Origin of the sequence: Kitasatospora sp. NBC_00070, assembly GCF_045041205.1 — a bacterium.
Taxonomy (GTDB): Bacteria; Actinomycetota; Actinomycetes; order Streptomycetales; family Streptomycetaceae; genus Kitasatospora.
In genome coordinates this window covers 5,284,630-5,306,228 of the sequence record NZ_CP108247.1, presented here as the reverse complement: position 1 = coordinate 5,306,228, position 21,599 = coordinate 5,284,630, and the positions used below count along the sequence as shown (strand labels likewise).

Annotated in this window: 20 protein-coding genes and 1 rRNA gene; 6 read left to right on the top strand and 15 right to left on the bottom strand. The window is 70.9% G+C overall.

Annotated features, from left to right (window positions below):
• Nucleotides 1-12: 12 nt before the first annotated feature.
• The 4 genes from OHV05_RS24205 to OHV05_RS24190 form a co-directional block, all read right to left on the bottom strand.
• Nucleotides 13-1,536 (bottom strand): 16S ribosomal RNA (locus OHV05_RS24205).
• Between the two features lie 411 nt (nt 1,537-1,947).
• Nucleotides 1,948-2,751: a DUF3710 domain-containing protein gene (locus OHV05_RS24200; RefSeq protein ID WP_405019502.1), complete on the bottom strand. Its 804-nt coding sequence runs from the start codon at nt 2,749-2,751 to the stop codon at nt 1,948-1,950.
• Between the two features lie 57 nt (nt 2,752-2,808).
• The gene (gene dut, locus OHV05_RS24195; protein WP_403041693.1) at nt 2,809-3,297 is read right to left on the bottom strand and encodes a dUTP diphosphatase; all 489 of its coding nucleotides are present in this window, start codon (nt 3,295-3,297) and stop codon (nt 2,809-2,811) included.
• A complete protein-coding gene (locus OHV05_RS24190) occupies nt 3,294-3,866 on the bottom strand; it encodes a PaaI family thioesterase (RefSeq protein ID WP_405021532.1) in 573 nt (190 codons plus the stop codon). The genes dut and OHV05_RS24190 overlap by 4 nt, the downstream gene beginning before the upstream one ends.
• Nucleotides 3,867-4,064: 198 nt before the next feature.
• On the opposite strand from OHV05_RS24190, the gene OHV05_RS24185 reads away from it, so the two are divergent.
• Nucleotides 4,065-4,514, top strand: a complete 450-nt coding sequence (locus OHV05_RS24185) for a DUF3093 domain-containing protein (RefSeq protein WP_403041690.1) — start codon at nt 4,065-4,067, stop codon at nt 4,512-4,514.
• 239 nt (nt 4,515-4,753) lie between these two features.
• On the opposite strand, the gene OHV05_RS24180 is transcribed toward OHV05_RS24185, so the two are convergent.
• The 4 genes from OHV05_RS24180 to OHV05_RS24165 all read right to left on the bottom strand — a co-directional run bounded on the left by OHV05_RS24180 (nt 4,754) and on the right by OHV05_RS24165 (nt 8,776).
• Nucleotides 4,754-5,053 carry a DUF4193 domain-containing protein gene (locus OHV05_RS24180; RefSeq protein WP_057229281.1) on the bottom strand — a complete coding sequence of 100 codons (300 nt, stop codon included), beginning with the start codon at nt 5,051-5,053 and terminating at the stop codon, nt 4,754-4,756.
• A gap of 447 nt (nt 5,054-5,500) precedes the next feature.
• The gene (locus OHV05_RS24175) at nt 5,501-6,502 is read right to left on the bottom strand and encodes an acyl-ACP desaturase (RefSeq protein WP_403041687.1); all 1,002 of its coding nucleotides are present in this window, start codon (nt 6,500-6,502) and stop codon (nt 5,501-5,503) included.
• A 268-nt stretch (nt 6,503-6,770) separates the two neighbouring features.
• On the bottom strand, nt 6,771-8,069 hold the full coding sequence (locus OHV05_RS24170) for a sensor histidine kinase (RefSeq protein ID WP_405019501.1): 1,299 nt from the start codon (nt 8,067-8,069) through the stop codon (nt 6,771-6,773).
• Between the two features lie 53 nt (nt 8,070-8,122).
• Nucleotides 8,123-8,776, bottom strand: coding sequence for a response regulator transcription factor (locus OHV05_RS24165; RefSeq protein WP_403041682.1), 654 nt, complete (start codon nt 8,774-8,776; stop codon nt 8,123-8,125).
• Between the two features lie 463 nt (nt 8,777-9,239).
• Here OHV05_RS24165 and OHV05_RS24160 point away from each other — a divergent pair, with 463 nt between their 5' ends.
• Complete coding sequence (locus OHV05_RS24160; protein ID WP_057229287.1) at nt 9,240-9,425, top strand: hypothetical protein; 186 nt, start codon at nt 9,240-9,242, stop codon at nt 9,423-9,425.
• 400 nt (nt 9,426-9,825) lie between these two features.
• Here the strand turns inward: OHV05_RS24160 and OHV05_RS24155 are convergent, their stop codons facing one another.
• A complete protein-coding gene (locus OHV05_RS24155) occupies nt 9,826-10,599 on the bottom strand; it encodes an inositol monophosphatase family protein (RefSeq protein ID WP_405021531.1) in 774 nt (257 codons plus the stop codon).
• Nucleotides 10,600-10,643: 44 nt separating this feature from the next.
• Nucleotides 10,644-11,798: a ferrochelatase gene (locus OHV05_RS24150; protein ID WP_405019500.1), complete on the bottom strand. Its 1,155-nt coding sequence runs from the start codon at nt 11,796-11,798 to the stop codon at nt 10,644-10,646.
• A gap of 125 nt (nt 11,799-11,923) precedes the next feature.
• Here OHV05_RS24150 and OHV05_RS24145 point away from each other — a divergent pair, with 125 nt between their 5' ends.
• Together OHV05_RS24145 and OHV05_RS24140 are read left to right on the top strand one after the other, a co-directional pair.
• Nucleotides 11,924-13,159 (top strand): MFS transporter, encoded by a 1,236-nt coding sequence (locus tag OHV05_RS24145; protein ID WP_405019499.1) that lies wholly within the window; start codon nt 11,924-11,926, stop codon nt 13,157-13,159.
• Nucleotides 13,160-13,457: 298 nt separating this feature from the next.
• Nucleotides 13,458-14,771: a D-arabinono-1,4-lactone oxidase gene (locus tag OHV05_RS24140; protein WP_405019498.1), complete on the top strand. Its 1,314-nt coding sequence runs from the start codon at nt 13,458-13,460 to the stop codon at nt 14,769-14,771.
• Nucleotides 14,772-14,778: 7 nt separating this feature from the next.
• Here OHV05_RS24140 and OHV05_RS24135 read toward each other — a convergent pair whose 3' ends face one another.
• Entirely contained in the window at nt 14,779-15,585 is an 807-nt protein-coding gene (locus OHV05_RS24135; RefSeq protein ID WP_405019497.1) for a hypothetical protein, read from the bottom strand.
• A gap of 433 nt (nt 15,586-16,018) precedes the next feature.
• On the opposite strand from OHV05_RS24135, the gene sepH reads away from it, so the two are divergent.
• Nucleotides 16,019-17,095: a septation protein SepH gene (gene sepH / locus OHV05_RS24130; protein WP_405019496.1), complete on the top strand. Its 1,077-nt coding sequence runs from the start codon at nt 16,019-16,021 to the stop codon at nt 17,093-17,095.
• Between the two features lie 52 nt (nt 17,096-17,147).
• On the opposite strand, the gene OHV05_RS24125 is transcribed toward sepH, so the two are convergent.
• A complete protein-coding gene (locus OHV05_RS24125) occupies nt 17,148-17,981 on the bottom strand; it encodes a sulfurtransferase (RefSeq protein WP_405019495.1) in 834 nt (277 codons plus the stop codon).
• Nucleotides 17,982-18,109: 128 nt separating this feature from the next.
• Here OHV05_RS24125 and OHV05_RS24120 point away from each other — a divergent pair, with 128 nt between their 5' ends.
• Nucleotides 18,110-18,820 carry a VOC family protein gene (locus tag OHV05_RS24120; RefSeq protein WP_405019494.1) on the top strand — a complete coding sequence of 237 codons (711 nt, stop codon included), beginning with the start codon at nt 18,110-18,112 and terminating at the stop codon, nt 18,818-18,820.
• A 220-nt stretch (nt 18,821-19,040) separates the two neighbouring features.
• Here the strand turns inward: OHV05_RS24120 and OHV05_RS24115 are convergent, their stop codons facing one another.
• The 3 genes from OHV05_RS24115 to OHV05_RS24105 are packed head-to-tail and all read right to left on the bottom strand — an operon-like array spanning nt 19,041 to nt 21,508.
• The gene (locus OHV05_RS24115) at nt 19,041-19,703 is read right to left on the bottom strand and encodes a thymidine kinase (protein ID WP_405019493.1); all 663 of its coding nucleotides are present in this window, start codon (nt 19,701-19,703) and stop codon (nt 19,041-19,043) included.
• 34 nt (nt 19,704-19,737) lie between these two features.
• Nucleotides 19,738-20,907: an alkaline phosphatase family protein gene (locus tag OHV05_RS24110; protein WP_403041661.1), complete on the bottom strand. Its 1,170-nt coding sequence runs from the start codon at nt 20,905-20,907 to the stop codon at nt 19,738-19,740.
• 10 nt (nt 20,908-20,917) lie between these two features.
• Nucleotides 20,918-21,508, bottom strand: a complete 591-nt coding sequence (locus tag OHV05_RS24105) for a DUF5998 family protein (protein WP_184913544.1) — start codon at nt 21,506-21,508, stop codon at nt 20,918-20,920.
• Nucleotides 21,509-21,599 lie beyond the last annotated feature (91 nt).

Sequence of the window (21,599 nt, the reverse complement as noted above, 5' to 3'; positions counted from 1 at the left end):
TGTGCTCCTTAGAAAGGAGGTGATCCAGCCGCACCTTCCGGTACGGCTACCTTGTTACGACTTCGTCCCAATCGCTGGTCCCACCTTCGACGGCTCCTCCCCTTACGGGTTAGGCCACCGGCTTCGGGTGTTACCGACTTTCGTGACGTGACGGGCGGTGTGTACAAGGCCCGGGAACGTATTCACCGCAGCATGCTGATCTGCGATTACTAGCAACTCCAACTTCATGGGGTCGAGTTGCAGACCCCAATCCGAACTGAGGCCGGCTTTTTGGGATTCGCTCCGCCTCGCGGCATCGCAGCCCTTTGTACCGACCATTGTAGCACGTGTGCAGCCCAAGACATAAGGGGCATGATGATTTGACGTCGTCCCCACCTTCCTCCGAGTTGACCCCGGCAGTCTCCTGTGAGTCCCCATCACCCCGAAAGGCATGCTGGCAACACAGAACAAGGGTTGCGCTCGTTGCGGGACTTAACCCAACATCTCACGACACGAGCTGACGACAACCATGCACCACCTGTATACCGACCACAAGGGGGCGACTATCTCTAGCCGTTTCCGGTATATGTCAAGCCTTGGTAAGGTTCTTCGCGTTGCGTCGAATTAAGCCACATGCTCCGCTGCTTGTGCGGGCCCCCGTCAATTCCTTTGAGTTTTAGCCTTGCGGCCGTACTCCCCAGGCGGGGAACTTAATGCGTTAGCTGCGGCACCGACGACGTGGAATGTCGCCAACACCTAGTTCCCAACGTTTACGGCGTGGACTACCAGGGTATCTAATCCTGTTCGCTCCCCACGCTTTCGCTCCTCAGCGTCAGTAATGGCCCAGAGATCCGCCTTCGCCACCGGTGTTCCTCCTGATATCTGCGCATTTCACCGCTACACCAGGAATTCCGATCTCCCCTACCACACTCAAGCCTGCCCGTATCGAATGCAGACCCGGGGTTAAGCCCCGGGCTTTCACAACCGACGCGACAAGCCGCCTACGAGCTCTTTACGCCCAATAATTCCGGACAACGCTCGCACCCTACGTATTACCGCGGCTGCTGGCACGTAGTTAGCCGGTGCTTCTTCTGCAGGTACCGTCACTTGCGCTTCTTCCCTGCTGAAAGAGGTTTACAACCCGAAGGCCGTCATCCCTCACGCGGCGTCGCTGCATCAGGCTTTCGCCCATTGTGCAATATTCCCCACTGCTGCCTCCCGTAGGAGTCTGGGCCGTGTCTCAGTCCCAGTGTGGCCGGTCGCCCTCTCAGGCCGGCTACCCGTCGTCGCCTTGGTAGGCCATTACCCCACCAACAAGCTGATAGGCCGCGGGATCATCCTGCACCGCCGGAGCTTTCCACCAACCCCCATGCAGAGGAAGGTCATATCCGGTATTAGACCTCGTTTCCAAGGCTTGTCCCAGAGTGCAGGGCAGATTTCCCACGTGTTACTCACCCGTTCGCCACTAATCCACTCCGAAGAGCTTCATCGTTCGACTTGCATGTGTTAAGCACGCCGCCAGCGTTCGTCCTGAGCCAGGATCAAACTCTCCGTGAATGTCTGCAGGTAATCCTGCAACCACTCGCGTTGAGCGGCACGGCAACCATCGGAATAGGTGATCCCGCGCACTGCGTCCTCGCTAGTGTTTTACTTCATAAAGGAATCTCCAACCCCACCAAAGGTGAGGCCGGGGATGTCAACATATCTGGCGTTGACTTTTGGCACGCTGTTGAGTTCTCAAGGAACGGACACTTCCTTCGAGCCGCTTATCAGGCGGACCCTCCGGGCGCTTCGTTCTTTCGTGTTCCGAGCTTATCAGACGTTTTCCGCTCCGTTTTCCGGAGTTTCATTCACCCGACTCGCTTTTCTTCGCCCCTCTCGGTGCGACTCCGGAACTGTACGGGCATCGCCGCCCCACAAGCAAATCGCCTCCGTCCGGCGTACCGGACGGAGGCGATCGGCGGACGATCAGCGGACTTCGGTGATCTCCGGACCACGGGCGAACGGGTCCAGCGAGGCCTCCGCGAAGCGGGAGCCGCCGGCGTCGACCACGCTCGCGCCGCCGTCGGCGACCATCTGGGCGTCCTCGGGGAGCTTGAGCACGATCGGGTCGCGCGGGGCCATCGGGGTCTCGCCGCGGACCACGACGGTCTGCAGGAAGACCTGCTCGAGGATCCCGGCCATCTCGGGCTGGACCGCGGCCTGGCCGGAGATCACGCCGCGGAGGAACCAGCGCGGTCCGTCGCAACCGACGAAGCGCACCAGCTGGACACCCTGGGTGCCGTCCGGCAGCTGCACGGGGACCTGGGCCCGGAGGTGCCAGCCCAGCGGGCCTTCCTCCTCCTCGACCAGGCCACCCTGCTGGGTGATGCCCGAGGCGATCTCCTCGCGGACCTCGCCCCAGATGCCCTCGGACTTGGGGGCCGCGAAGGCCTGGAGCTGGATGGCACTGTTACCGAGGACCAGGGTGGCGGCCACGATCGCGTCGCCGGCCACCTCGACCCGCAGCTCCATGCCCTCGACACCGGGGATCAGGAGGCCACCGAGGTCCACCCGGCCCTCCTCGGGGTTCTCCAGCTCGGAGATGTCCCACGGCCCGTCCGGGCGCGGGGCCGGCGGCAGGCCGACCCGGTCGGTGGGGTCTGCGTCGGCGGCGTTCTCGTTCTCGGAGTCGGCGGAGCCTTCGACGTCATCGGCCGTCTCGTCGGCGCTGATGGCGTCGTCGGCGAGCTGCTCGACAGCGTCCTCGCTCTTCTGGCGGCGACGGAACACGGTCACTGTCCTTCCCGGTCCAAGACCGATGCGAATACCTGCTCGACTACTGCTCGGCTACTGCGCTGGCGCGGGCATGGTAACCCTCTCGTGACCTCCGGTCGACCCGAACCCACCTTCGGCACGGGCCGAACCGGGAAGTTCGGCCACCTCGTGGAAACTCGCCTTCTCGACCTGCTGGATCACCAGCTGGGCGATTCGGTCCCCACGGCGGAAGCTGACTCCCTCGCGCGGGTCGAGGTTTACCAGAATCACCTTGATCTCACCACGGTACCCGGCATCGACCGTCCCCGGGGCGTTCACCAGTGCAACTCCGCACCGGGCCGCGAGCCCCGAGCGCGGGTGCACGAAGGCGGCGTAACCGTCCGGCAGGGCGATGCCGATCCCGGTCGGCAGCACGGCGCGCTCACCAGGGGCGAGCTCGGCGTCCACGGTGGTGCGCAGGTCGGCTCCGGCGTCGCCGGGGTGCTCGTACGCCGGCAGCGGCAGCTCCGGATCGAAACGGGTGATCAGGACGTCGACCGGCGGGCGGGCGGTGGTACTCACGGGTTCACCTCGAAGGCTCGGGCACGCTTGAACAGATCCGGGTCGTCCAGGGCTTTCTTGATGTCCTCGGGACGCCCGTGCGTGGTGAAGTGTTCCAGTTTCACCTGGATGAAGAGCGCCTGCGCCCGGATGGCGACCGGCCCCTCCGGGCCGCCGATCCGGCCCTCGGCCGCGCTGTAGATCTTGCGGCCCTTCACGCCGGTCACCCAGGCGTGGATGTGCAGCGTGGAGTCGACCGGGACCGGACGGACGAAGTCGCTCTCCAGCCGACCGGTCACGGCAGCCATGTGCAGCAGCCAGTTGAGCGTGCCGAGTGTCTCGTCCATCGCCGTCATCAGCACGCCGCCGTGGGCCAGCCCCGGGCCGCCCTGGTGGCCGGGGCGGACGGTGAACTCGGCCGTGACGTTCAGGCCCTCGCCCGCCACGGCGGTCAGCTGGAGGCCCTGCGGGTGCTGCGGACCGCAGCCGAAGCAGTGGTCGTAGTGCGAGCCGAGCAGGGTGCCGGGCACGGGTGCCTCGGGCGCCCGGGGCGGCAGCACGGCGTCGGCCGGGGGCGTGGTCGGCGGCAGGGCGGTGGCGCGGGCGACGGGCTGCTCGGAGCCCTGCTGCGCAGGCGGGAAGGCGGCTGGTCCGTTCACAGCGGCGACCTTACCGGTGGGTAGCACCGACCGCACCGGCCGTCCACGGGGGAGGCCGGCGGAGGAACGGCGGGAACTCCGGGGGGAGGCGGCGGCGGAGGGCCCGGCGGCGGCGCACACAATGGGGGCATGTACGACGAACGCCTCACCGTCCCCCGCAGCTGGTGGCTGCTTCCCGTTGCGCTCGGCCTCTCGCTGGCGTTGATCATGCTGCGGTTCAGTGCGATCGGCGCCCTGGTCGGTCTGGTGGTCGGCATCGTCGCCGGAGCCGCCGCGCTGAGCAGCTACGGCTCCGCCCGGATCCGGGTGGTGCAGGGCTCCCTGGTGGCCGGCCAGGCCCGGATCCCGGCCGACGTGCTCGGCACCGCCCACGTGCTGAACCCGGCCGAGACGGTGGCCTGGCGGTCCGTGAAGGCGGACCCGCGCGCCTTCATGCTGCTGCGCAGCTACGTGCCGACCGCGCTGCGGGTCGAGATCACCGACCCGGCCGACCCGACCCCGTACGTCTACCTGTCGACCCGGTCGCCGCAGCGGCTGGCCGACGCGCTGGCCGAGGCCCGCCGGGGCCGGCACGGCTGACCCCGCCCCGTACCTCGCCCGGCCCCGGAAACGGCGGAGGGACGGCTCCGCGCATGTGCACGCGGGACCGTCCCTGTGTTCCGTACTGCGACCCGACCGGTGGGTCCGGTCGCGCGGTGGTGCTGGAGCGGCCGCCGGGGTGACCGCAGTTGCTGCCTCCGGCCTTGCTGCCCAAGGCCGGGCGGGGCGGTGTGCCGAACCGACGGGGATCCGCCGGGCCGGGCCTTCCCGCCCGGTGCTCAGGCGCCGCAGTCCTGGCAGATGGGCTGCCCGTTCTTCTCACCGAAGAGCTGGCTCCGGTGGTGCACCAGGAAGCAGCTCATGCAGGTGAACTCGTCGGCCTGGCGCGGAAGCACCCGGACGGAGAGTTCCTCGTTGGAAAGGTCAGCGCCGGGGAGCTCGAGGCCCTCCGCCGCGTCGAACTCGTCGACGTCGACCGAGCTGGTGCTCTTCTCGTTCCGACGAGCCTTGAGCTCCTCGATGCTGTCCTCGTTGACATCGTCGTCGGTCTTGCGCGGGGTGTCGTAGTCCGTTGCCATTGTTCGCTCTCCCCCTCTGGGTGTGTGCGGTATCTCCAGCGCACGTAACGCATGGGGGGCCGGTCTTGTGCCCGACCCGAGGCGGAGATTTTGCCTTACTTCAAGCCCTGTTACTCAATCGACATCCGCGAACGGCCTCTTCAGGGCCCTGCCCAGCGGTCCGAACGGCCTCACGGAGAGCTCCCTCCGGGGGGCCGACCGACCGTTCGGACCATGACGTTCGGTAGCCGGTGCTCGATCGGCCATCCGTCAACTCACCTGCACCCGCGACGACTTGATGATGTGTCGACAAATCCCGCCGGACGGACGACGGTCACCGTCGGCGACCCGGTGGCCCGAACCGGTGATCACCCTGAGAGATCATCCGAACGTGTCGGGCCACTTTGTGTGAGCTTCCTCACAGTCTGAACTTTTCGGGCAAATCCTGGAAATCCACCCACCCGACGGCTACTTCTTGGCGGCGTTCGCGGCCCGTCGCGCGAGCAGCGCGGCCTGCCGCTCGTCGAACTTGGTGGCCTGCGCGTCGAGTGCGCCGAGGAAGACGCCGAGCTCCTGCTGAGCCTGCTGACCGGCCGCGCCGAGCCCGCCGACCTCCATCACCTTGAGGTGGCGCAGCACCGGCTGCAGCACGTCGTCGTGGTGGATCCGGAGGTTGTAGACCCCGCCGATGGCGAGCTGGGCCGCCGAGCGCTCGAAGCCGGGCATGCCGTGGCCCGGCATCCGGAAGTCGATCACCACGTCGGCGATGGCCCGCATGGCCTGGTCCGGCGCGATCTCCATGGCCGCCTTGAGCAGGTTCCGGTAGAAGACCATGTGCAGGTTCTCGTCGTTGGCGATCTTCGCGAGCAGCTGGTCGCAGACCGGGTCGCCCGAGAAGTGGCCGGTGTTGCGGTGCGAGATCCGGGTGGCCAGCTCCTGGAAGGCCACGTACGCGACCGAGTGCAGCATGCTGTGCGCGTTGTCCGACTCGAAGCCCTCGGCCATGTGCGTCATCCGGGCCCGCTCCAGCTCCACCGGGTCGACGGCCCGGGTGGCCAGCAGGTAGTCGCGAATGGCTATGCCGTGCCGGCCCTCCTCCGCCGTCCAGCGGTGCACCCAGGTGCCCCAGGCGCCCTCGCGGCCGAACATGGTGGCGATCTCGTGGTGGTAGCTGGGGAGGTTGTCCTCGGTGAGCAGGTTGACCACCAGCGCGATCCGGCCGAGCGGCGTCACCTTGGACTGGTCCAGCGCCCAGGCCTCGCCGCCGAGCACGCCGTCGAAGTCGCGCCCCAGGCTCCAGGGCACGTACTCGTGCGGCATCCACTCCTTGGCGACCTTCAGGTGCCGGTTCAGCTCGACCTCGACGACCTCCTCGAGCGCCATGATCAATCGCGCGTCGGTCCAGCCCGCGGTGGTGAGCGAGGCGGCGGAAGGGGTGGCGGCGGTGCGCTGCTCGGGTGCGATGGTCACGGCGGTGCTCCTGAAAGGGCGGGGCAGGGACGACGGGGGTCGCGTCTGGCCGGGTGGCTACGACCAACCTTACGGCTCCGTAGGTTACGACACCGTAAGTTGTCCCGACCGAAAATGACAAGCCGCCCCCGCCAGGCCGTTTGTCATGCCGACTGGCCTGGTGGGGGCGGCTCGGGGGCCTGCCGGGATGCTCCGCGCACGGAGCGAAATCCGACCGAAAAGGACACTGGGGTGGCTGCGGCGACCCCTCACGGGCGATAGGGGTGGGTCAGGCTCCCGGGATCCGGACCCGGATGGTGAGGCCGCCCCCGGCGCGCGCGGAGGCCTCGATGGCCCCGCCGTGCGCACGGACCACCGAGCGGACGATCGAGAGGCCGAGCCCGACCCCCTTGTCGCTCCGGGTCCGGTCGGCGCCCTTCACCCGGCGGAACGGCTCGAAGATGTGCTCTAGCTCGTACCCCGGCACCACCGGCCCGGTGTTGCTCACCACCAGCTCACCCGCCCCGCCCGGCACCGGCGAGGTGGTGATCTCCACCCAGCCGCCGGGGGTGTTGTACCGGGTCGCGTTCTGCAGCAGGTTGAGCGCGATCCGCTCCAGCAGCACGCCGTTCCCGCTGACCTGGACCGGTTCCAGCACCGAACGCAGCTCGACCTCCCGCCCGGCCGCCTCGGGGCGGATCTGCTCCAGCGCCCGGACCGCCACCTCGGCGAGCTCTATCGGGCGGCGGTCGGTGAGCTCGTTGTCGCTGCGGGCCAGCAGCAGCAGGCCCTCCACCAGCTGCTCGCTGCGCTCGTTGGTGGCCAGCAGGGTCTTGCCGAGCTGCTGCAGGTCGGCCGACGCCTCCGGGTCGGAGAGCTGGACCTCCAGCAGGGTCCGGTTGATCGCCAGCGGGGTGCGCAGCTCGTGCGAGGCGTTGGCGACGAACCGGCGTTGCGAGTCGAAGGCCCGGTCCAGCCGCTCCAGCATGTCGTCGAAGGTGTCGGCCAGCTCCTTGAGCTCGTCGTCCGGGCCGTCCATGTCGATCCGCCGGTGCAGGTCGGAACCGGCCACCTCGCGGGCGGTCCTGGTGATCCGGTTGAGCGGGCGCAGCACCCGGCCGGCCATCGCGTAGCCGAGGATGAACGCGATCACCGCGAGGCAGACCAGCACGGTCAGCGACTTGCGCAGCAGGGTGGTCAGCGCGGCCTCGGCCTGGACGCTCTGGAAGTGCCGCAGCCACTGCTCGAAGTTGGCCGCCGTGATCACGGTGCCGTCCTCGGTCTGGATCTGCACGTTCGAGCCCAGCCGGAGCGGCGGCAGCGCGGCGTCGTAGAAGGCCTGCCGGACGAAGAAGTACATCAGCATCAGCAGCACCACGCCGGCCATCAGGAACATCCCGCCGTACAGCAGGGTGAGCCTGATCCGGATGGTGGGGCGCAGCGGCAGCCAGCTGAACAGGCCCTCGCCGTGCACCACTTGGGGCGTCGGCCGGGCCGGTGCGACGGTCGGGGGCTGGGTCGGGCGCGGCGGCACCGGGGCGCCGGAATGCGCGCCGGGGGCCCCGCCGGTGGGGGGCGGGGTGGTCATGGCTGTCCTCTCGGGTGCGGTCCGGGTGCGGGGTGGCGGGGGCTGAGGGTCGGTCAGATCCGGTACCCGGAGCCCGGCACGGTGACGATCACGGCGGGGTCGCCGAGCTTGCGGCGCAGGGTCATCACGGTCACCCGGACCACGTTGGTGAACGGGTCGGTGTGCTCGTCCCAGGCCTTCTCCAGCAGCTGCTCGGCCGAGACCACCGCACCGCCGGCCCGCATCAGGACCTCCAGCACGGCGAACTCCTTGGGCGCCAGCTGGACCGGCTTGCCGTCCCGGAGCACCTCGCGGCGACCCGGGTCCAGCGAGATCCCGGCCCGCTCCAGCACCGGCGGCAGCGGTACGGTCGCCCGACGGCCGAGCGCCCTGACCCGGGCGACCAGCTCGCTGAACGCGAACGGCTTGGGCAGGTAGTCGTCGGCGCCGATCTCCAGCCCCTCGACCCGGTCGCTGATGTCGCCGGAGGCGGTCAGCATGATCACCCGGGTGGCCAGGCTCTGCTCGACGATGCTGCGGCAGACGTCGTCGCCGTGCACCAGCGGGAGGTCGCGGTCCAGCACCACCACGTCGTAGTCGTTGACCGAGATCCGCTGCAACGCCGCCTCGCCGTCGTACACCACGTCGACGGCCATCGCCTCGCGGCGCAGTCCGGTGGCAACGGCTTCGGCGAGCAGTTGCTCGTCCTCCACAACGAGAACCCGCACGGTGGTCGTCCCTTCTCCAACAGCGGCCCACCGTGACTCCGTCCGCGCAGGCCGTGGGTGCGCGGGCGCGGAACGGGGGGCGGCCGAGGTCGGGCACCCCAGTCCGACGGTGGTTACATCCTGCCTGGTCGGCCGGTAAAGCACCGGTAAGCGGGGGAACCTGCAGGGCTCCGGTTCCACGAACGGACTGTGACGCGGGCAACTTTCTCGGTGACTCAGGTTTCCCGCCGTCGGTGGCGGGGAGGACAGCTTCACACCGGCGATCGGGCTGAAGCGCCGATCGCAGTCACCACCCGCCGTGCGTTCATCCGCACCGGCCCGGGTATCGGAGTCCATCGGGCGGTCCCTGACCGCCACCGCACCAGCCGGGGAGAGCACCACCGGCTGGGGCATTTCCGTTGGCACCGAAGCCCGTTCCGGGGAACGCCGGACCGTGCCCGTCCGACAAAGCAAGGGGGCCAGAATGGACGCCTTCACCGCCGGCATCATTCAGCGCATAAGGAACGCCGAAGCAGATCTGCACCGCGCTCTCGAGTCCGGTGACGAGTTCCTCGCCGAGGTCGAGCAGTCCGAACTGGACGACCTCCGCAGGCTCGCCGCCGAACACGGCATCGACCCCGTGCGCGAGATGCACCGCGCCGCCGCCTGATTCCTGCAGTACGCACCACCAAGCCCTGGCACCCCCCGTGTGCCAGGGCTTCTGCATGCGCTCAGCTTTTTGCGGGTCCCGAGGTTGCACTACCCAGGGGCTCGGGGAACGGCGACGGTTCGTGGCCGGCGGGTGTCACTGCGAAAGTGCCTGACCCCCCACACGACGATCACCTTTTCCGAGGCCGGCGTCGCAGTTCCCCGAGCCCCTGGACCGTAGCCCCGAAGCACCTGCAAAAAGCCGGCGTCGCCCACGCGGCGGAGCCGCACATCAGCAGAGCCCCGAGCCCCTGGACCGTAGCCCCGAAGCACCTGCAAAAATGCCGGCGTCGCCCACACGGCGGAGCCGCACATCAGCAGAGCCCCGAGCCCCTGACCCTTCCGAAGAATCTGCCGAGGGTTCAGGCGTTGAGGGCCTGGAGGCGGGTGAGGAGGTGTTCGTAGGTGCCGGGTGGGGCGGTGCAGGTCATGCCTTCGGGGCCGCCGGTGTGGGCGCCGGCCTCGGCGGCGATGAGGGCGCCGGCGGCGCGGTCCCAGGGCTGGAGGCCGCGTTCGTAGAAGGCGTCCAGGCGGCCGGCCGCGACGTCGCAGAGGTCGACCGCGGCGGCGCCCGCCCGGCGGATGTCGCGGACCTCGGGCATCAGGGCGAGCAGCACCTCGGCCTGGCGGACCCGGGCGGACTGGACGTAGTTGAAGCCGGTGCCGACCAGTGCCTGGCCCCAGGGCGGGGCCGGGCGGCAGCGGATCGGGGCGCCGTCCAGGTAGGCCCCCCGGCCGAGCACGGCGTGGAACAGCTCGCCCCGGGCGGGGACCGCGACCACGCCGACCACGGCCTCGCCGTCCAGTTCGGCGGCCACGCTGACGCCCCAGGAGGGCAGCCCGTACAGGTAGTTGACGGTGCCGTCGAGCGGGTCCACCACCCAGCGGACGCCACTGGTGCCGGGGTGGTCGGCGCCCTCCTCGCCGAGGTAGCCGTCGGTGGGGCGGCGGGCGTTGATCAGCTCCAGGATCAGCTTCTCGGAGGCGAGGTCCATCTCGGTCACCACGTCGACCGGGCTGCTCTTGGTGGCGGCCACGCCGAGGTCGGCGGGGCGGCCGTCGCGGAGCAGGGTGCCGGCCCGGCCGGCCGCCTCCAGGGCGACGTCGAGGAGTTCGTCCAGCAGGTCGTCGGACAGGGCGAGGTCGGGCACGGGGATTCCTTCCGGCGGATGACGGGGTGTCAGAGCTGGGCGGCGGCGGGGCGGGGGGCGCGCGGGTTGGGGCAGCAGGCCACCGCGCACACGTCGTGGCTGGGGCCGAGTGCCCCCAGCGCGCAGCGCTCGACGGCCGCCCCCCGCTCGGTCGCGGCCCGCTCCAGCACCAGGTCCCGGACGGCTGCGGTGAACCGGGGGTCCGCCCCGACGGTGGCCGCCCGGCTGACCGGCAGGCCGAGTTCGGCCGCCTTGGCGGTGGCCTCGGTGTCGAGGTCGTACTTGACCTCCATGTGGTCGGAGACGAAGCCGATCGGCACCATCACGGCAGCCTGCGCCCCGGCCGCCTTCAGCGACTCCAGGTGGTCGCAGATGTCCGGTTCCAGCCAGGGGATGTGCGGGGCGCCGCTGCGGCTCTGGAAGACCAGCTCCCAGGGGCGGTCGGCCACCCCGGTGGCGGTGGCGACGGCCTCGGCGACCAGCCGGGCCACCTCCAGGTGCTGGGCGACGTACGCGCCGCCGGGGGTGCCCCGGGCCGGGTCGTCGGGGGCACCCGAGGTCTCGGCCATGGCGTCCGGGATGGAGTGGGTGGTGAAGGCGAGCTGCGCGCCGTCGCGCACCCCGGCGGGCAGCTCGGCGAGCGCGGCCAGGGTGGCGTCGACCATCGGGCCGACGAAGCCCGGGTGGTTGTAGAAGTGCCGGAGCTTGGCGACCTCCAGGGCGGGCCGCCCCTCCTCCGCCAGGGTGGCCAGCGCGTCGGCCAGGTTCTCCCGGTACTGCCGGCAGCCCGAGTACCCCGCGTACGCGCTGGTGGCCAGCACCAGCACCCGGCGGTGGCCGTCGGTGGCGATCTCGCGCAGCGTGTCGGTCAGGTACGGCGCCCAGTTCCGGTTGCCCCAGTAGACCGGCAGGTCGAGGCCGTGCCCGGCGAAGTCCTTGCGCAGCGCGGCGAGCAGTTCGCGGTTCTGCTCGTTGATCGGGCTGACCCCGCCGAACAGGAAGTAGTGCTTGCCGACCTCGGCCAGCCGTTCCTTCGGGATGCCCCGGCCCCGGGTGACGTTCTCCAGGAACGGCACCACGTCCTCGGGGGCCTCCGGCCCGCCGAAGGAGAGCAGCAGGAGCGCGTCGAAAGGCGCCGGGTCCGCGGTGGCGGCAGGGTGGGTGAGGGAGTGCGAGTCGGACATGGCTCCGATCCTGCCACCAACGGCACCCGACACCGGGTCAGGTCCGGGGTGAGGAAACCCCGTTGTCCGAGTACGTAAGCTGTGTACGCGACCAATGTTCCTTACTGTGACCCAGCGGAGCCCCCTTGCTGTCCAGCTACCGCCAGATCTTCGCCGCCCCCGGCAGCCTGGCCTTCTCCCTCGCCGGCTTCATCGCCCGGATGCCGATCTCGATGACCGGGATCGGCATCGTGACCATGCTGTCCCAGCTGCGGGGCTCGTACGGGCTGGCCGCCTGGGTGTCGGGCACCATGGCGTGCGCGGCGGCGGTGCTCGGACCGGCGGTCTCCTGGCTGGTGGACCGGCACGGACAGCGCCGGGTGACCCTGCCGGCGACCGCGGTCACCGTGCTGGCCGCGGTCGGGCTGCTGCTGTGCGCCCGGTCCGGTGCGCCGACCTGGACGCTGTTCGTCTGCGCCTTCGGGATGGGCGTGATGCCGAGCACCGGTTCGATGGTCCGGGCCCGCTGGGCGCACCTCTACAACTCCTCGCCGCCGAAGCTGCACACCGCGTACTCGTTCGAGGCGGTGGTGGACGAGATCTGCTTCATCATCGGCCCGATCCTCTCCATCACGCTGGCCACCAGCGTCTTCCCGGAGGCCGGGATCCTGCTGGCCGGGGTGTTCCTGACGGTGGGCGTGCTGCTGTTCACCGCCCAGCGGCGGACCGAGCCCCCGGTGCACCCCGCCGAGCACCACACCGGCGGCCCGGCGATCCTCTCGGGCGGGCTCCAGGTGCTGGTGGTGACCTTCGTGGCGACCGGTGCGGTCTTCGGTTCGGTCGAGGTGGTCACCCTGGCGTTCGCCGAGGAGCAGGGGCACAAGAGCTGGACCGGTCTGGTCCTCGCGGTCTACGCGCTGGGCTCCTGCCTGGCCGGAGTGATCTTCGGGACGCTCAAGCTCAAGGGGTCGATGGCGACCCGGTTCCCGGTCGGGGCGGCGGTGATGGCCGCGAGCATGGTGCCGCTGCTGCTGGTCGGTGAGCTGGTGCACGGCGTCGGGGGGCTGCTCGCGATCAGCGCGGCGCTGTTCGTCGCCGGGTTCTCCATCTCGCCGACCCTGATCACCGCGATGGCGCTGGTGGAGCGGCTGGTGCCGGCCGCGAAGCTCACCGAGGGGATGACCTGGACCACCACCGGGCTGGCGCTCGGGGTGGCCCTCGGGTCCTCGACGGCCGGGCTCGTGGTGGACGCCGAAGGGGCCCCGGCGGGGTACTGGGTGCCGCTCGCCGCCGCGACGTTCGGGATGGTGGTGGCGTTCGTCGGGCTGCCGCGCCTGCGGGCTGGTCTGGCGACGGCCGAGGCGGAGCCGGCCCGGGACTGACGCACCCTCACGGCTGCGCCTTTGGCAGGCGCCCGGGCAGCTACGGTCCAGGGGCTCGGGGAACTGCGAGGAGATCTGGCGCCGGGGTCACTACGAAAGTGCCTGACCACCCACTCGACGATCACCTTGCAAAGGTCGGCGTCGCAGTTCCCCGAGCCCCTGGTGGTGCACCAGGTACCGAAAGGTCGGCGTCGCCCCCGAGCCGGTGGGCCGTAGACCTGTGCGGGTCGAGTGGCTACGCTCCCCCTACCCACCGGTACGTACGGGTGCCGTTGGCCCCGGAGCAGGAGGCACCCCCATGCCCCAGGGCACATCGGTCGACTGGCGGAACTGGGCCGGCAACCAGAGCGCCCGGCCCAGCCGGACGGTCGCGCCGGCTTCGGCCGAGCAGCTCGGCGAGGTGTTCCGGCAGGCGGCCGAGCAGGGACGGACGGTCAAGGCGGTCGGATCGGGGCACTCGTTCACGTCGATCGCGTCCGCCGGTGACGGGGTGCTGGTGCGGCCCGACGGGCTGACCGCCGTCCGGGAGCTGGACCGCGCGGGCGGCACGGTGACGGTGGAGTCCGGCCTGCCGCTGTGGAAGCTGAACCGGTTGCTGGAGGCGGCCGGGCTGTCGCTGACCAACATGGGCGACATCGAGGTGCAGACCGTGGCCGGGGCCACCAGCACCGGTACGCACGGCACCGGCCGGGACTCCGGCTCGCTGGCGGCGCAGATCCGGGCGGTCGAGATCGTGCTCGCGGACGGCACCGTGCAGCACTGCTCCCCCACCGAGAACGCCGAGCTGTTCCAGGGCGCCCGGCTCGGGCTCGGCGCGCTCGGGGTGGTGACCGCGTTGACCTTCGGGGTGGAGCCGGCCTTCCTGCTGACGGCGCACGAGCGGCCGATGGGCTTCGAGGAGGTGCTGTCCGCCTTCGAGGACCTGACGGCGGTGAACGAGCACTTCGAGTTCTACTGGTTCCCGCACACCGACCGCTGCTCGGTGAAGCGGAACAACCGCAGCCAGGGCCCGGCCGCGCCGCTGCCGAGATTCAAGTCCTGGCTGGACGACGACTTCCTCTCCAACACGGTCTGGGAGGGCGCCTGCCGGGTCGGCCGCCGGTTCCCGGCCGCCGTGCCGACGATCGCCCAGCTGGCCAGCCGGGCCTGGTCGGAGCGGACCTTCACCGACACGGCGTACAAGGTGTTCACCAGCCCGCGCAAGGTGCGCTTCATCGAGATGGAGTACGCCGTGCCGCGCGCGGCGGCCACCACCGTGCTGCGGGAGCTCAAGGCACTGGTGGAGCGGTCGGACTGGCGGATCAGCTTCCCCGTCGAGGTCCGGGTGGCGCCCGCCGACGACCTCTGGCTCTCCACCGCGAACGGCCGGGACAGCGTCTACATAGCCGTGCACCTCTACCGGGGCACCGCCGAGCAGGGCTACTTCACCGAGGTGGAGAAGCTGATGACCGCTCACCAGGGCCGTCCGCACTGGGGGAAGCTGCACACCAGGGACGCGGCGTACCTGGCGTCGGTCTACCCGCACTTCGCGGACTTCACCGCGCTGCGCGACAAGGTGGACCCGGGCCGGCTGTTCGCCAACGACTACCTCCGCCGGGTGCTGGGCGACTGACCGGCCGTCAGGGCGACGGCGTCCCGATCGGCGTGGCCGCGTCCCGCGAGGTGCTGCCGGTCGGGTCCGCCGACGGCGGGGCGGACGGGGTGCCGGAGGGGCTGCCGGACGGCGACTGACTCGGCGTCGGGGACGGGCTCCCGCTCGGGGTCGAGGACGGCGTGCCCGAAGGTGTCCCGGACGGGGTCGGACTCGGGCTGTGGGAGGGGGTCGACCCGGCGTCGTCGGACGGGGTCGAGGCGGGATCGGCCGGCGGGGTGGAGGCGTGCTTCTGCTGCACCGTGCCACCGAACGAGGTGCCCGAGCCGCTCTCCCCCTTCACGGTGGCGGACACCGGCTGGCCGGTGGCCATCTCGAAGGCCAGGATCGGGCCCATCGCGAGCACGAAGACCAGGCCGGAGACCGCCAGGTACGACTTCCACGTCCAGCGCCGCTTCGCCCGGACGGTCCGCGGTTCGTTCCACGCCGAGGACAGCTCGGTGACCGGAGCCACCCCGGCGGGCTGCGGCAGGGCCGGCTGCCGGCCGGTGCCGACCCGGTCGACCGCCTGCCGGAGCTGTTCGCCGCCCCGCCGGAACAGGTGCTGGAAGATCGCCCCGCCGGTGGTGGCGCCGATGCTGACCACCGCCGCGCCGATGATCGTGCCGTAGACCCCGAGCTCCGAGGCGAGCAGTGCGCCGACGATCGTCGCCAGTGCGCTGGCCGCCACCTGAGCCACGCTCAGGTCGATCCGCCTGGGCTTGCTCGCGGTCGTCTCGGACTGCGCGGACGGTTCGGCGACGTCCTGCGGTGCGCGCTGCTGGGGCATCAACATCCCTCGGTGGGTACGGCTGGGAGTGGGAAAAGTCCCTCCATCTTGCACAAAGAAGGACACAACGGGCGAAAATCTGGTTCTCGGCGGTCGATATATGTGAAGATGATCACCGCGCACTGATCGACGGTCGGCCATTGGAGTGCCCACCCTTGAGATTCCCGTGAATCGCGGGAGACTTGAGCGGCGAGCCGCCCCTCTGGGTGCCACGAATGGAGTACTGTTCGTGAAGCCTGAGCCTTCGGTCATCAGTGCCGACTGTCCATCAGACGGCGGCCGGGGCATCCCGGGCGCAGCGTCGACCGACGACGTGGCAAACAGGCAACCGTGCCACAACGGCAGGGCCGGGCGAAAGCCCGACACGCCGAGTAACTCTGCAAGGTTGTGGCCAGTCGTGAGTGGGCAGGCCACACTCAGTACGGGAGCAGCGACGCAGGTGACGTCGGCAGGCACCACCCGGGAGGTAACCGTGCCCGAACTGCGCGTCGTGGCCGTCAGCAACGACGGCACACGGCTGGTGCTCAAAGCTGCCGACAGCACGGAGTACACCCTTCCCATCGACGAGCGCCTCCGCGCCGCGATCAGGGGTGACCGTCCGCGCCTCGGCCAGATCGAGATCGAGGTCGAGAGCCACCTCCGCCCCCGTGACATCCAGGCCCGGATACGAGCCGGTGCCTCCGCTGAGGAGGTCGCGCAGGCGGCGGGCATCTCGGTGGACCGGGTCCGTCGCTTCGAGGGTCCGGTGCTGGCCGAGCGGGCCTTCATGGCCGAGCGGGCGCGGAAGACCGCGATCCGTCGGCACGGCGAGTCCACCGGTCCCCAGCTCGGCGAGGCGGTCGCGGAGCGGCTGGCCCTGCGGGGTGCCGAGAAGGACGCCGAGAACTGGGACTCCTGGCGCCGGGACGACGGCACCTGGGAGATCTTCCTCTCCTACCGCGCCGACGGCGAGACCCGCACGGCGACCTGGACGTACGACCCGCCCCGCCGCCTGGTCCAGCCGAACGACGACGAGGCCCGCGCGCTGATCGGCGAGAACGTCGAGCGCGAGGAGGAGCAGGTCTTCCCGTTCATCCCGCGGATCGCCCGGCTCCCCCAGGACCGGCCGGCCCGCCCGATGATCGAGCGGCCCGCCCTCCCCGACCGGATCATGGCGCGCGAGGCCAGGGAGGTGCGCGAGGTCCGGGAGGCCACGGCCGAGACCCGGGATTCGCTCACCAGCCTGCTCGACGTGGTGCCCGCCTACCGCGGCGACCTCACCGCCCCCGTGGCGGAGCCGGTGATCGCCGAGGAGCCGGCGGAGACCGAGGAGCAGGCCGCCCCGGCGGCCAGCGTCGGCGCCGGCTCGGCGTACGCGGACATCCTGATGCCGCGGGCGGTCTCCCCGCACCGCGAGCGGCTGGTCGGCACCACCGACCGGCAGGCCGAAGCGGACGGTGTCCGGCCCGGCCGGCGCGCCACGGTGCCCAGCTGGGACGAGATCGTCTTCGGCAGCCGTCGCAAGAAGCAGGACTGAGCGCAGCACCGGTACGGCGGGTCGGGCACTGCCCGACCCGCCGTCGGCCGTTTCAGGCGCCGGTCGCCACCGGGTTCGCCGGGTCGGCGGACCACTCGCTCCACGAGCCCGGGTAGAGCGTCAGGCCCGGGTGCCCCGCGACGGTCAGGGCCAGCAACTGGTGCGCGGCCGTCACCCCCGAGCCGCAGTAGACCGCGACCTCGGTGGCCCCGTCCACGCCCAGCGCGCGGAACCGCTCGGCCAGCACGGCCGGCGGCAGGAAGCGCCCGTCGGCGGCCAGGTTCTCGGCGGTGGGGGCGCTGACCGCGCCGGGGATGTGCCCTGCCCTCGGGTCCACCGGCTCCACCTCGCCCCGGTAGCGCTCGCCCGCCCGGGCGTCCAACAGCAGCCCGGTACGGGCCAGTTCGGCTGCACCGGCGGCGTCCACGGTGGGCAGCGCGCCGGGCTCCGGCTTGAAGTCGCCCTGCTCGTCGGCCGGTTGCTCCACCGACTCGGGCAGACCGGCCGCCCGCCAGGCCGCCAGGCCGCCGTCCAGCACCCGGACGTCGGGGTGCCCGGCCCAGCGCAGCACCCACCAGGCCCGGGCCGCCGAGGTGGCCGGGCCGGCGTCGTAGACCACCACGGCGCGGTCGGCCCGGACACCCGCCCGGCGCAGCGCGGCGCCGAACACCTCGACGTCCGGCAGCGGGTGCCGCCCGGCGGCTCCGGGCGGGGCGGCCAACTCCCGGTCCAGGTCCAGGTAGTGGGCACCCGGCAGATGGCCGGCGGCGTACTCCTCGGCGCCGGGCGGGCCGCCCAGCTGCCAGCGGATGTCCAGCAGGACCGGCGGCCGGTCGGTGTCGAGGTCGGCGGCCAGCTCGGCGGCCGTGATCAGGGGGGAGGTCATGACCCCTATTCTTCCCGCGCAACTCGCCACTTTGTCTGGTCTTTGCCCGGCTCGCCGGGGTATGTCAGGAAGGCACACCGTCGACGGTGGAACCATTCCCCTGCGACGCGCTCCCAAGGAGGTCCGCCATGACTGCGGTACAGGCCCGACTCGCCCAGGGCACGCCCTGCTGGGTGAGCCTGATGACGGATGACCTGGAGGGTGCGAAGACGTTCTACCGCACCTTGCTGGGCTGGGAGTTCGGGCCGGGGCCGAGCCAGCTCGGACTCTACGTCCGGGCCACCCTGAACGGGGCCAAGGTGGCCGGCCTGGGCGACCAGCCGCTGGGCAGCGGCCACCCGGTCGAGTGGACCACGTACTTCGCGGTGGACCAGGCGGACGACGTGGCGCAGCGGATCCGCGAGTGCGGCGGCACCGTGGCGGTCGGGCCGCTGCAGGCCGCGGACGCCGGGCGGCTGGCGATCGCCTCGGACGTCTCCGGTGCGGTGTTCGGCCTCTGGCAGGGCGACCAGCACCACGGCTGGGACGCCATGAACGTGCCGGGCGCACCGGCCTGGGCCGAGCTGCTCACCCCGGACCAGGAGGCAGGCTTCTTCTACGACATGGTGTTCGGCACCGGGGTCGAACGCACGGTCCGGCCGGGCGACCTGCGGGACGGTCCGGCCCGCTGGCGGGTCCACTTCGCCGTCGCCGACCCGGACCTGACGGCGGCTCAGGCCGAACGGCTGGGCGGCCGGGTGCTGGTGGCTCCGCACGACACCGAGCGGGGCCGGGTGGCCCGGCTGGCCGATCCGCAGGGCGGCCGCTTCTCGGTGGTCGCGGTCGGGGCTGCGCTGTAGGCAGGTGCTCAACGGTCGACTGCCCAGGGGCTCGGGGAACCGCGACGAGGTCCGGCGTTCGGGTCACTGCGAAAGTGCCTGCCCACGCACGGACGGATCACCTTGCAAGGGCCGGCGTCGCAGTTCCCCGAGCCCCTGGTGGTGCACCACGTGCCCGAGCGGCGGAGCCGCACATCAGCAGAGCCCCGAGCCCCTGAGGGGTGCATCACCTGCCAAAAGGTCAGGTGCGGTGGGTGCCGTCACCGAAGGGGAGGACGTCCGGGGAGAGGACCGAGGCGCGGGCGGTGGCGGCGGTGAGGCGGCGGCGGTGGTGGCGGCGGCAGAGCACCTCGTAGCCGACCTCGCCCTCGTTCTTGGCGATGTCGCCGACCACCACCTGGGCGCCCTCGACCACCATCACGCCGCCGACCGTGCGGGCGTTGTGGGTGGCCCGGGCGCCGCACCAGCAGAGCGCCTCGACCTGGAGCACCTCGACCCGGTCGGCCAGCTCGACCAGCCGCTGCGAGCCGGGGAAGAGCTTGGTACGGAAGTCGGTGGTGATGCCGAAGGTGAAGGCGTCGATGGAGAGTTCGTCGACCACCCGGGCCAGTTGGTCGACCTGCTCGGAGGTGTAGAAGTTGGCCTCGTCGCAGATCAGGTAGTCCACCCGGCCGCCGGCCGAGAGCAGTTGGACCACGTGCGCGTGGAAGTCGAAGCCGTCGGTCACCTCGACCGCCTCGGCCTGCAGGCCGAGGCGGCTGGAGATGGTGGAGGCCCCGGCCCGGTCGTGCCGGGAGAAGATGATGCCCCGGCGGCCGCGGGCGGCGTGGTTGTGGTCGAGTTGGAGCGCGAGCGTCGACTTGCCGCAGTCCATCGTGCCCGAGAAGAACACCAGTTCAGCCATGGGTGGAGCAGGAGCCTTTCGGTCGTGGAGCGGTTCAGGCACGGACTTCGAGCAGCGGCACGATCTGCTCGACCGGGGTCATCGAGCCGTGCAGCCCGATCATCGAGGACTCGCCCGGTTCGTTGCGGGAGGCGATCACCGCGATGTCGTCCCGGGCGGCCGCGACCACGTCGCCGATCCGCCCGTACACCCGCTCGTCCACGGTCGGGCCGAACCAGCCGGCCGCTATCGCCTGGTCCCGGGTGGCGACCCACATCCGGTCCCCGAGCACCTCGCTCCAGACCGTGAAGACGTCCGAGGCGGCCCCGGGCACCGCGTACACGTGCCGGGCCCGGCCCTCGCCGCCGAGCAGGGCGACGCCCGCGCTCAGCTCCCAGTCCTCGTCGAAGTCGACCCGGTCCTCCGGGGTGATGTCGATCATGCCGTGGTCGGCCGTGACGTACAGCGCCGAGCGCGGCGGCAGCTGCTCGGCCAGGCGCTTGGCCAGCCGGTCCACCTTGTCCAGCATCATCCGCCACTCGTCCGAGTCGACCCCGAACCGGTGGCCGGCGCCGTCGAGTTCGCTGACGTACGTGTACACCAGCGCGCGGTCGTGCTCGGCCAGCCACTGGGCGGCCAGGTCCATCCGCTCCTCGCCGGTGGTGCGGCCGAGGAAACTGCCGCCGGAGAGCGCCACCTGGGTGAGCGGGGTCTGCGCGAACAGCGGGGAGGAGACCTGCGCGGTGGCCACCCCGGCCGCGTGCACCTGCTGGAACACGGTCGGGTACGGCTGCCAGACGCTCGGCTTGACCGGCGGCTGCCAGCGCAGCTGGTTCATCAGCTGGTTGGTGCCGGGCACCGCGACGGTGTACCCGGCCAGGCCGTGCAGGCCCGGCGGCAGGCCGGTGCCGACCGAGGCCAGCGAGGTGGCGGTGGTGGACGGGAAACCGGCCGTGAGGGAGCGGCCGCCGCCGTCGATCAGCGAGTTGAGGAACGGGGCGTACTCGGGGTGACGCTTGATCAGCTCCCAGCCGAGCCCGTCCACCAGGAAGACGCAGACCCGGTCGGCGGGGGCCAGCGCCAGACCGCTCTCGAACCCGGGCACGCCGAGCCCGGCCGCCACCGCGGGCAGCAGGTCGGCCAGCGAGCCGGTGCCGTAGTGCGGGGCAGGCGCGTCGGAGGGGTCGAGGATCTCGAAGGCCTCGTACCCGAGGTGCGTGGTCATGGGAGCCCCGTCAGCCCCGGTTGGCGATGGTCGCCTCGGACAGCGCCCGGGCGAAGACCAGCGACTGGGCCACCGTCTCCGGGCCGTCGCCCGCCTCGCTGACCCGCAGCGACAGGTCGTCGGCGGTGGCCGAACCGGTGTAGCCGTGGTCGGCCTCGCAGTTCGGGTCCGAGCAGCCGGCCGGCTCCAGGTCGATCCGCTGCACCGCGCCCCACCCGATCGTGAGCACCACCTCGCGCGGCAGCGTGCCGGGGGTGTACGTCTCCGGGTTGGCGACCATCCGGCTCAGCACCACGGAGCCGATCCGGTCCAGCCGGACGCACTCGGTCGAGGTGGTCGCGTACGGCACCGGGGTGGCGGCGTCGCCGTTCTGCTCGTCGGTGTGGCTGACCACGAACCGGGAGGAGGTCAGCACCAGCACGGTGACGTGCCGGCGGACCTCGTTGGCGTCGAAGGTGGTCTCCTGGTGGACCAGGTAGGAGACGATCGGCTCGGAGCCCACCGCGGACTCCACGGCCTCGGAGACCAGCGCCGGGTAGTAGCCACTGCGCTCGATCGCCGAGCGCAGGTCCTGCGTGGTCGTGGTACCGGTCTTCGCCATAGCTCCATCCTGGCATGTCCCGCGGACGAAGCGGGCGGCACTGCGCCGAGCTTCTGGCCGTGGGCGTCCGCTGTCGGACGCAACCAAGGAA

Coding starts and splice junctions, on each gene's coding strand:
- OHV05_RS24140 (WP_405019498.1), top strand. CDS start 13,458: ATGCCCCAGGGCACATCGGTCGACTGGCGGAACTGGGCCGGCAACCAG.
- OHV05_RS24150 (WP_405019500.1), bottom strand. CDS start 11,798: ATGTCCGACTCGCACTCCCTCACCCACCCTGCCGCCACCGCGGACCCG.
- OHV05_RS24160 (WP_057229287.1), top strand. CDS start 9,240: ATGGACGCCTTCACCGCCGGCATCATTCAGCGCATAAGGAACGCCGAA.
- OHV05_RS24105 (WP_184913544.1), bottom strand. CDS start 21,508: ATGGCGAAGACCGGTACCACGACCACGCAGGACCTGCGCTCGGCGATC.
- OHV05_RS24115 (WP_405019493.1), bottom strand. CDS start 19,703: ATGGCTGAACTGGTGTTCTTCTCGGGCACGATGGACTGCGGCAAGTCG.
- OHV05_RS24185 (WP_403041690.1), top strand. CDS start 4,065: ATGTACGACGAACGCCTCACCGTCCCCCGCAGCTGGTGGCTGCTTCCC.
- OHV05_RS24125 (WP_405019495.1), bottom strand. CDS start 17,981: ATGACCTCCCCCCTGATCACGGCCGCCGAGCTGGCCGCCGACCTCGAC.
- OHV05_RS24120 (WP_405019494.1), top strand. CDS start 18,110: ATGACTGCGGTACAGGCCCGACTCGCCCAGGGCACGCCCTGCTGGGTG.
- OHV05_RS24110 (WP_403041661.1), bottom strand. CDS start 20,907: ATGACCACGCACCTCGGGTACGAGGCCTTCGAGATCCTCGACCCCTCC.
- OHV05_RS24180 (WP_057229281.1), bottom strand. CDS start 5,053: ATGGCAACGGACTACGACACCCCGCGCAAGACCGACGACGATGTCAAC.
- OHV05_RS24170 (WP_405019501.1), bottom strand. CDS start 8,069: ATGACCACCCCGCCCCCCACCGGCGGGGCCCCCGGCGCGCATTCCGGC.
- OHV05_RS24135 (WP_405019497.1), bottom strand. CDS start 15,585: ATGTTGATGCCCCAGCAGCGCGCACCGCAGGACGTCGCCGAACCGTCC.